The following is a 9,560-nucleotide window of genomic DNA, read 5'->3' as shown; positions in this document are numbered from 1 at the left end:
CGAAAAAACACCCACGGCGACACCGAATGGATCCCCCCAGCCCACCTCGACCACGGCCAACCCCGCACCAACACGTTCCACCACCCCGAAAAGCTCACCGCACCACACGACGACGACGACGAAGTCCCTTAGCTACCTGGTTTCGCCGTAGTCCTCATCAGCGCCGCGTGGTGGAATCACCGGATGGACGCATGCCACGACTGCAATCCACACCACGGTGGGGAGCAGGTCGTCGAACCTCGCGCCGTGATCGAAGAAGGCTTGTAACAGGCCGGCCAGTGCGGCCGCGACGACGATGACGGCCGCCGCCGGCGCCCTCTTGGTCCAACCCCACAACGACACGTGCGTCAGCAGCCCGACCGCGACCGCCGCGATAATCCACGTCGCCGGACAGGAGTCCCACCACGGCTGGTGTTGCACGCTGTCCGGCAGACCCCAGTTTTGATAGTGCGCAATGAATTCGGCCAGCGCGATGACTCCGACCGCGGCGATTCCGGTAGCAATCCCCCACGCGGTGCGTCCCTTGCTGGGCTTCAGCGCTGGGGCGACGCGGTAGGCGCGCTGATTCAGAAAGTATTGCGCGAAAAAGACTCCCGACAGCCAGGCGAAGAAGGCCTCGCTCGGCACGTCCAACGTCGGGTGATTGTGATGACAGACGCGCAGTGCGACGACCACGAATTCGTAGAGCGCCGACGCCGCCACTATCCCGGCCAGCGCCCAGGAGCAGTTACGCCAGAGCCGGGTGCTCGTCGCGTCGAGAAGCCTGATCCAATCCTCGCTGTGGCCGATCGTGGCAAGCTGGTCGCGCAGAGTGCGGCGTTTCGAGTACGCCTTGCGTGCGCGCAGGAAGATCCAGAGGGCCAGGCCGAAGAGGATTGCCGACGTAATGGCCTGCCACAGCGCGGGACTGCTGCCCGCGCCCAGCGCCGCCGCCGAGCCCAGGACGAGTACCAGCGCCCACGCCAACCGCAACGGATCGGCGATCAGCACCAGCGGCACGGCCAACGGCCGCAGGATGGCCTGCACCACGACTCCACCGAAGTCCTGCACCGACAGTCCAGATTCCTTTGGCGCCCACAGTGCTCGGTACACCAAGGGCGCGATGCGTGACGCGAGGGAGAATCGGTACCGGGGCGAGATGGTGTCCAGCCCGTCGGCACCCGCGGTCTGAACGATCGCCCTGACGTTCGCACCAGGCTCTCGCAAGATGGACCGCTGCAGGTCGGCGACGGTGTCGTCGGCGGCGCCATCGGGCGCGCCGTCGAGAAGCATTCGCGCGATGCCCGCGGCGGCGTCCAGACGTCCCCATTGCCAGTCGTTTTCACGCCATCGGGCCCGGAAGAATCCACCGAACCGGTTCAGGACGTTGCCGCTGAGCTTCGCGTCCGCCAGCAGCGGCCGGTGCTGGATTCGGCGATCGCCCGCTCCATTTCGGGCCAGCGCACCGGGTCGCGACTCGGCACCCCCTGCGGCGACTGCCGAAGCCAGGCTTCGAGTTTCTTGGTTCGCGCGCCCTCGATCAGCACCGCGAACTCGTCCGTCAGAATTTTCTGGGCAGGAGGTTCGTCGCTGGTGATGCTGTGGAACCGCACCAGCGGCGAGGCCACCGGGCCGCCCACGGTAGTGACGAGCTGGTACAGGTCGCGCAGCGGCCTGTCACGCCACCTTTCGGAGTAGAACTGCCAGTACAGCGACGATTCCCACTTCTGCCGCCACTTCGCCGACTCTTCGACAGCGGGCAGGTGCGCCATCCAGCGGGCGGAGCGGCCCACGACAGCCGCCTTCAGCGCGTCCAGTCGATCGCCGATCGTCTCCAGGAAGGGCACCAACGGTCCGTCGGGTGTTGCCGCCGCGTCGATGAAGTTTTCACCGAGGCGGTTGTAGAACTCTTCCGAGGTGCCGTCGTCAATCATCGCGGTCAGCCGCGTCGGCACCTGTAGGCCGGTTTGCATTTCGCGGCTCTCGCGCAACTTGTCGATGAACAGCTTGTCGTCGTAGTCGGGTCGGTTTGGCCCGCGCAGCGGCGCGGTCAGGATCTCGTCGACGGCGTATTGCTTGGCCGCGATCAGGGTGGTCAGGCAGCGGTAGCAGGTCTGCTTCCAGGCCCTGAGTTGTTCCGCCGGCGTGCGCGGTTCGACTGGCTGTGTGGCGTCGGCGACAGCGACGGACCGGATTGCCGCTTCTTCCGCCAGGTCCTCGAGCGCGTGGATCCATCCGATCAGAACGCGGGATTCGCCGATTCTGGCATAGATGTCGTCGGCCAGCCCGGTGTCTGCCTCGTATGCGTCGGCCACCCAACTGTGCAGGTTCAGAGCGGCTTTCGCGGCCAGCGCCCGGTAGTCGCCTGCGTCGCGGGGTGGCCGGCAAAGTTCGCTCCACGGATCGGTGAGCAGGTCCGTGAAGCGTTCGCTGTCCTCGGCGATGCGCGCTCGCCGATACGCCTCGACAAGTTCCGCTTTCTGCTCGGCGCCGCCGGCGAAGTGCATTTCCGACAGCTCCGCGGCCAGCATCGCCTGGCGACCCAGTGCGTCCTGAACCGACTCGTTGTGTTGGCCGATCGCGCCGAGTTCGCCGTCCGCGGTTTCGGTGCGCTGCTTCAGCGCCGTCGAGCGGCGGATCACCGGAAGCCAGGCGAGTGCGCTGGTGTCGTCGGGACTCAGGTTCGGCGGGGTGGCCAGCGGGGGTTCGGGGTCGAGGTAGATGAGTCGCCGCGCCGACGGTTCGGTGGCGGGCGAACGCTGGATGGCCCGCAGGGCGCGGTCGATAGGAATGTTGTCGAAGATGCCGCCGTCGACGACATGGAACAGCTCGCGGGGTTCGCCCGGCTCCCTGGCATGCATGAAGGCCGTGGCCATATTCACGTCGGCGGTCCCACGGGGTGACCCCGCATTCCCGGGCCCCGCCGCACCGGCTACGGAAAGCACTTCCGCGGGCTCAAACGCTCCGGGGAACGAGGACGTCGACCTGGCGGCGACCGCCATTCGGTCGATCGCGTCCTCGGCGAGCTTCGAGCGGCGGTCTTTGGGGATCGTGGTGTATCGGGAGTCCAGCGATCCCAAGGTTTTCGTGAACGAGAATCGCGCGCGATTGTCGCGCGTCGGGTCGAGCGGGTCATCGAGCAGCGTCGCCGCCAGCTCCACGGTCAGCCGTGGCGGCGCTTCACCGGGATAGCGCAACGGGGGCGGTGGGTCCGCCGGGTCGGGTTCGGGTTCGGGTCCGGCGAGTGTGCGTAGCGCCCTCCGCATCAGGGTGAACAACTTGCCATCGCCTTGCAGAACCGACGGTATACGGTGATACCCGTTCTCCTGCAGCAGATTCCAGATGGATCCGTCTCTTACCCAGGTGCACCGCACGGTTTCGTCCATGACCACACAGCAGTTCTGTGCCAGTGCGAATAGCACCGCATTCAGACCGCCGGCACTCGCGCCCGCGAGGATATCGATTCGCACCTGGTTGTACGCCGTGTCCTCGAGCAGTCCGCGGTAGAGCACGCCGCGTACGTGATGCTCCTGGTGTTCTCCCGCGGCAAGGTCGAATTCGTCGGACGAAGCTCCCGCGGCGTTGCACGCCCGACGGAACAGGTCAAGCTCCGCGACGGCGCCGCCGATCCAGACCGCCAGGCTCACCCCGCCGCGCATGGCAAGCGCCAAGCGTAAAGTGCGGCTCCGCAGGGAATCCGGCGGTCCCCCTATCATCGTTTCAGCGTAGGCCCACACACCGGTCCGCACCGGCTTTTGAGTGTCCGAGATAGCTCGAACCGGCGAAGGTGCCGAACCGCCGTACTTGTTCGCCCGGCCTTCGGCACCCGTTTGGGGCGCCCCGCGCGGGTTGACGGCAAAGGCGTCGGGCACAGCGTCCTTGGACGGGCCCGCTACCAACAGCTTTCGATTCCGACGCACGATGCCCAGCGGTCCTGATGGCAGACCTTTCGTCTCCTAGGCGACCGAAATCCATGCGGCCCAACGAGCCCGAGCCCGGCACGCCGAATTTCGCTGAGCTGCTGGCGATTTACACCGCGCGAACAGACGCAAAAGCACCCGCGCCCGCGGCGTTTCGGGGGATTTTGCGTCTGCTCGCCGAATCTCTGTACAACGGCCAGCGCCACGCGCACACTACATACGGGCAAGAGCGGGCAGGAGAGCACTATGACCGGCAGCGGTGACGATCGACCCACCCGAAACGGCTGCCGGTTGGTGCCGACGCCGACGTTCACCGTCGTGCTGGCGGTTATCGGTGGCCTCGTGTCATCCATGCTGCTCTCCGGATGTCAGGCCCGGTCCGCAGGTCCGGGTCCGGGCCCGGGCCCGGGCCCGTACCGGATGGTTCGCGACCGTGCCCGCCAAAGGCCCGTCCGGGGTGACGGTCGACCCGAGCACCCATACCGTCTACGTCGCCGACTACGCGGACAACTCGTTGTCGATCGTCGACGCCTCCAAGCGCACCGTCACCGGCACCGTGCCCGTCGGCAAGACACCGAACGGGGGGCAGAACCCACTGGCAGTGGCGGTGGATCCGGCCAGTCACACCGTCTACGTCACCAACTACTCCAGCACGGTGTCGATGATCGACCCGTCGACGCGCACCGTCACGGCCACCGTGCCCGTCGGCCCCTTCCCCTGGGGTGTCGCGGTGGATCCGGTCACCCACACCGTCTACTCCACCAACCACTTCACCAACACGCTGACGATGATCGACCCGTCGACGCGCACCGTCACCGCCACCGTGCCCGTCGGGAGGGACCCGGACGGAGTAGCGGTGGACCCGGGCACCAACACCGTCTACGTCGCCAACAACGCCGACGGCACGGTGTCGTTGATCAACGCCTCGACGCGCGCCGTCACCGCCACCGTGTCCGTCGGCAAGAACCCATACGCCGTCGCGGTGGACCCTGGCACCCATACCGTTTACGTCACCAACAACGCCGACAGCACGGTATCGCTCATCGACGGCGCGACGCACAACGTCACCGCCACCGTGATCGTCGGCAAGAACCCGGATGGGATCGCCGTGGACCCGGGCACCCACAGCGTCTACGTCACCAGCAACGAGAACAACACGATGGCGGTGATCAACGCCACCACACATACCGTCACCGCCACCCTGCCGGTCGGCAAGAGCCCGGACGGGATCGCCGTGGACCCGGGCACCCACACCGTCTACGTCATCGGCACCGCACTGTCGGTGGTCGAATCTCGCTAGTTGCGGATATCGGCGACTCGACGGTCGCCTGGGCGCTCGGCCAGCGCCCGCAGGAAGAACGTCAGGTTGGCGGGACGCTCGGCCAGCCGCCGCATGAAATAGCCGTACCACTGCGTGCCGAACGGCACGTACACGCGCAGGTGGTTGCCGGCGTCGGCCAGCCGCCGCTGCTCGTCATCGCGGATGCCGTACAGCATCTGGTATTCGAAATCGCCGACGTCGCGGCCGAATTCACCGGCCAAACCCGGCACCGCGCCGATGATCTGCGGATCGTGGGAGGCCACCATCGGATATCCGTTGCCCGCCATCAGCACCCGCAGGCAGCGCAGGTAGGAGTCGGTGACCTCGGCGGCGTCCCGGTAGGCCACCGACGCGGGCTCGTCGTAGGCGCCCTTGCACAACCGGACCCGCGCCCCTGCGGCGGCCAGCTCCCGGCAGTCGCCCAGGGTGCGATGCAGGTAGGACTGCAAAACCGTGCCCAGCCAAGGGAAATCGACACGCAGATCCCCGGAGATCGACAGCGTGGAGTCGGTGGTGGTGTGGTCTTCGGCGTCCACGGTGACCCAGGCCCCCACCTGCTGGGCCCGCTCGCAGACCACGCGGGCGTTGTCCAGGGCGATCTTGCGGCCGTCGCGGTTCAGCGCCTGCCCCAGCGCGGACAGCTTCACCGACACCTCCAACGGCCGCACGCCGTCGCACGCATCCGAACCCAGAGCATCCAGCAGCCGCAGGTACGCCCGCACGGTGGCGGCGGCGGCGTCGACGTCGGTCACGTCCTCGCCGAGATAGTCGATGCTGACGTAGCGCCCCGATTCACGCAGGGCGGCAACGCTATCCAATACCGAAGCGACGGTCTCGCCGGGCACGAACCGGTGCACCACGTTGCGGGTGACCGGCAGTCGTTCCGCGGCGCGGCGCAAGCCCTTTCGACGGCTTGCGGCCAGGATGGCCGGACGCAGGGTGCCGGCGAACACGCCGGTCATCAGGACGGACCCATCTCGCGGGCCATGTGCGGGTAGGTGTGCTCGGTCGCGGGCACGAACGTCTCCTTGAGGGTGCGGGCCGAGGTCCAGCGCAGCAGGTTCATCGGCGACCCGGCCTTGTCGTTGGTGCCCGAACCGCGCGAACCCCCGAAGGGCTGGCGCCCGACGACGGCGCCGGTCGGCTTGTCGTTGACATAGAAGTTGCCGGCGGCGAACCGCAACCGGTCCTGCGCGGTCAGCACGGCCTGGCGGTCGTCGGCGATCACCGCGCCGGTCAGCGCGTAGCGGGACCCGGTGTCGATGACGTCGAGGATCCGCTCGTACTGGTCGTCGGGGTAGACATGCACCGACAGCAGCGGGCCGAAGTATTCGGTCGAAAAGGATTCGTCGGCGGGGTTGTCGGACAGGAAGACGGTGGGACGCACGAAATAGCCTTCGCTGTCGTCGTATTCGCCGCCGACGGCGACGGTGACCCCGGGCGCGCCCTTCGCCCGCTCGATGGCGTCGACGTTCTTGACAAAGGCACGGCGGTCGATCAGCGCCCCGCCATAGTTGGTCAGATCGGTGATGTCACCGTAGCTCAGGCTTTCCGCCGCGCTCAGGAAGCTGTCGCCCATCCGCTGCCAGACCGAATGCGCGACGAACGCCCGCGACGCCGCCGAGCACTTCTGGCCCTGGTAGTCGAACGCACCGCGAATCAGGGCCGTGCGCAACACATCCGGCTGCGCCGACGGGTGCGCCAGCACGAAGTCCTTGCCGCCGGTCTCGCCAACCAATCGCGGATAGCTCTGGTAGCGGCCGATATTCGCGCCGACCTGCTGCCACAGGCGCTGGAAGGTGGCCGTCGACCCGGTGAAGTGGATGCCCGCCAGCCGCGGGTCGGCCAGCGCCACCTCCGACACCGCGAGGCCGTCGCCGGTGACCATGTTGATCACCCCGGGCGGCAGCCCGGCGGCCTCGAGCAGCTGCATGAGCAGGTACGCCGACAGCGTCTGGGTGACCGACGGCTTCCACACCACGGTGTTGCCCAGCAGCGCCGGCGCCGTCGGCAGGTTGCCGGCGATCGAGGTGAAGTTGAACGGGGTGATCGCGTAGACGAAGCCGTCCAGCGGACGGTAGTCGCTGCGGTTCCACTCCCCCGGGCCGCTGATCGGCTGCTGCGCCATGATCTGCCGGGCGAAGTCGACGTTGAACCGCCAGAAGTCGATCAGCTCGCACGGCGCGTCGATCTCGGCCTGATACACCGACTTGGACTGGCCGAGCATCGTTGCGGCGGCGATCTTTTCCCGCCACGGCCCGGCCAGCAGGTCGGCGGCGCGCAGGAACACGGCGGCGCGTTCGTCGAAAGGCATTGCCGCCCAGGCGCGCTTGGCGGCCATGGCTGCGTCGACGGCTGCGGCCGCGTCGACGCACTCGGCGTTGGTCAGGGTGCCCAGCCGCGCGGCGTACCGGTGCGGCTGCACCACGTCGATGCGCTCGCCGCCGCCCATGCGGTGTTTGCCGCCGATCACGTGCGGCAGGTCGATCGGGTGTTCGGCCAGCGCGGCCAGTTCGGTGCGCAGCCGGGCGCGTTCCGGCGAGTGCGGGGCGTAGTCGTGAACCGGCTCGTTCACCGGGGCGGGGACTTGGGTTGCTGCATCCATGCTTGCCAGGGTCCCCGCCGCCGGTCCTCAATCGATTGGCTGATCAGACAACGATCATCCGCTCTAGTAGTACGATCGGACAATATGGGATCGGCCGGGGTTGGGTTGGGACAGCTGCTGCTGGCGCTGGACGCCACCCTGGTGAGCCTGATCGCCGCGCCACGGGGCCTGGATCTTCCGGTGGCTTCGGCCGCGTTGATCGACTCCGACGACGTGCGGCTGGGCCTGGCGGCGGCCGCAGGCTCGGCCGACCTGTTCTTCCTGCTGGGCGTCGGCGACAACGAGGCGCTGCGCTGGCTCGACCGACAGGCCCGGCGCGCGCCGGTGGCGATCCTGGTCAAGGAACCGTCGCAGACCTTGGTGGCCAAGGCGGTCGCGGCGGGATCGGCGGTGGTGGCCGTCGAACCGCAGGCCCGCTGGGAGCGGCTCTATCGCCTGGTCGACCACGTGCTGGAGCATCACGCGGACCGCGCGGACCCGGCGGACGACTCCGGCACCGACCTGTTCGGCCTGGCGCAGTCACTGGCCGACCGGATCCACGGCATGGTCAGCATCGAGGACGCGCAGTCCCATGTGCTGGCCTATTCGGCCTCCAACGACGAGGCCGACGAACTGCGGCGACTGTCGATCCTCGGCCGCGCCGGTCCGCCCGAGCATCTCGAGTGGATCGGCCAGTGGGGCATCTTCGACGCGCTGCGCGCCGGCGGCGATGTGGTGCGGGTCGCCGAACGGCCGGAGCTGGGTCTGCGGCCACGCCTGGCGATCGGCATCCACCACCCGTCCGCCGGGGTTCGGCGGCCGCCGGTGTTCGCGGGCACCATCTGGGTGCAGCAGGGATCGCGACCGCTGGCCGACGACGCCGAGGAGATGTTGCGGGGCGCGTCAGTGCTTGCGTCCCGGATCATTTCGCGGCTGGCGGCCCGGCCGTCCACCCATGCGCGGCGGGTGCAGCAACTGCTGGGCCTGGTGGAGGCGGAGGCGCCCGTCGACGCGGCGGAGATGGCCCGCGAGCTCGGCATCTCCGCCGACGCCAAGGCCGCCATGATCGGCTTCGACGGCACCGACACCGGGACCCCGCCTGCCCGGCTCGTCGATGTTCTGGCGCTGAGCGCCAGCGCTTTTCGGCGTGATGCCCAGGTCGCTTCGCGCGGGTCGCGGGTCTACGTGCTGCTGCCGTCGGCGGCGTCGACGCGGGCCATCGCGTCGTGGGTGCGCGGCACCATCGGATCGTTGCGCACCGAACTCGGTGTGCAGCTGCGGGCCGCCATTGCCGCCCCGGTACCCCGAATCGCCGATGCCGCCGCGGCGCGCAACGAGGTGGACCGCGTGCTGGACACCGCCGAGCGGCACCCGGTTTTGGGACAGGTGATTTCGCTCGCCGAGGCACGCACGACCGTGCTGCTCGACGAGCTGGTCACCCTCGTCGGCACCGAGCCACGGCTCGTCGACCCCCGGGTGCGTGACCTGCGCGCGCAGGATCCGGTGCTGGCCGAGACGTTGCGCGCGTACCTGGACAGCTTCGGGGACGTCGCCGCCGTCGCGCAGTGGCTGCAGGTGCATCCCAACACCGTTCGCTACCGGGTCCGGCGGATCGAGAAGCTGTTGTCCACCTCGCTGGCCGATCCCGATGTGCGGCTGCTGTTTTCGCTGGGCTTGCGGGTCCTCGAGAGGACGTAGCGCTTTCTTAGCCCGCGCGCGATATCGTTTCTGCGGACTGCAACGCAGGACCGCAGGT

7 protein-coding genes are annotated in these 9,560 nt (G+C 68.2%); 3 read left to right on the top strand and 4 right to left on the bottom strand.

From position 1 onward, the window contains the following. Positions 1-132: hypothetical protein (locus AC5Y5V_RS28815; protein WP_499942085.1), on the top strand; the 132-nt coding region annotated here is incomplete at its 5' end. Here AC5Y5V_RS28815 and AC5Y5V_RS28810 read toward each other — a convergent pair. Together AC5Y5V_RS28810 and AC5Y5V_RS28805 are read right to left on the bottom strand one after the other, a co-directional pair. Next, the gene (locus tag AC5Y5V_RS28810) at positions 133-1,410 is read right to left on the bottom strand and encodes a DUF3376 domain-containing protein (protein ID WP_499942082.1); all 1,278 of its coding nucleotides are present in this window, start codon (positions 1,408-1,410) and stop codon (positions 133-135) included. Continuing rightward, on the bottom strand, positions 1,359-3,638 hold the full coding sequence (locus AC5Y5V_RS28805) for a patatin-like phospholipase family protein (RefSeq protein ID WP_499942078.1): 2,280 nt from the start codon (positions 3,636-3,638) through the stop codon (positions 1,359-1,361). The genes AC5Y5V_RS28810 and AC5Y5V_RS28805 overlap by 52 nt, the downstream gene beginning before the upstream one ends. 694 nt (positions 3,639-4,332) lie before the next feature. Between AC5Y5V_RS28805 and AC5Y5V_RS28800 the strand changes: the two genes are divergently transcribed. After that, positions 4,333-5,199: a YVTN family beta-propeller repeat protein gene (locus AC5Y5V_RS28800; protein ID WP_499942076.1), complete on the top strand. Its 867-nt coding sequence runs from the start codon at positions 4,333-4,335 to the stop codon at positions 5,197-5,199. Here the strand turns inward: AC5Y5V_RS28800 and AC5Y5V_RS28795 are convergent. Together AC5Y5V_RS28795 and pruA are read right to left on the bottom strand one after the other, a co-directional pair. Beyond that, entirely contained in the window at positions 5,196-6,182 is a 987-nt protein-coding gene (locus AC5Y5V_RS28795; protein ID WP_499942074.1) for a proline dehydrogenase family protein, read from the bottom strand. The two genes, AC5Y5V_RS28800 and AC5Y5V_RS28795, sit on opposite strands and share 4 nt — an antisense overlap. Then, a complete protein-coding gene (pruA, locus tag AC5Y5V_RS28790; RefSeq protein ID WP_499942071.1) occupies positions 6,182-7,825 on the bottom strand; it encodes an L-glutamate gamma-semialdehyde dehydrogenase in 1,644 nt (547 codons plus the stop codon). The genes AC5Y5V_RS28795 and pruA overlap by 1 nt, the downstream gene beginning before the upstream one ends. Before the next feature lie 84 nt (positions 7,826-7,909). On the opposite strand from pruA, the gene AC5Y5V_RS28785 reads away from it, so the two are divergent. After that, positions 7,910-9,502: a PucR family transcriptional regulator gene (locus AC5Y5V_RS28785; RefSeq protein ID WP_499942068.1), complete on the top strand. Its 1,593-nt coding sequence runs from the start codon at positions 7,910-7,912 to the stop codon at positions 9,500-9,502. Positions 9,503-9,560: the final 58 nt, after the last annotated feature.

The sequence above is a fragment of the Mycobacterium sp. NGS68 genome (assembly GCF_059812195.1).
The sequence above is the reverse complement of the archived record's forward strand: the minus strand, read 5'-3'. Positions and strand labels throughout refer to the sequence as shown.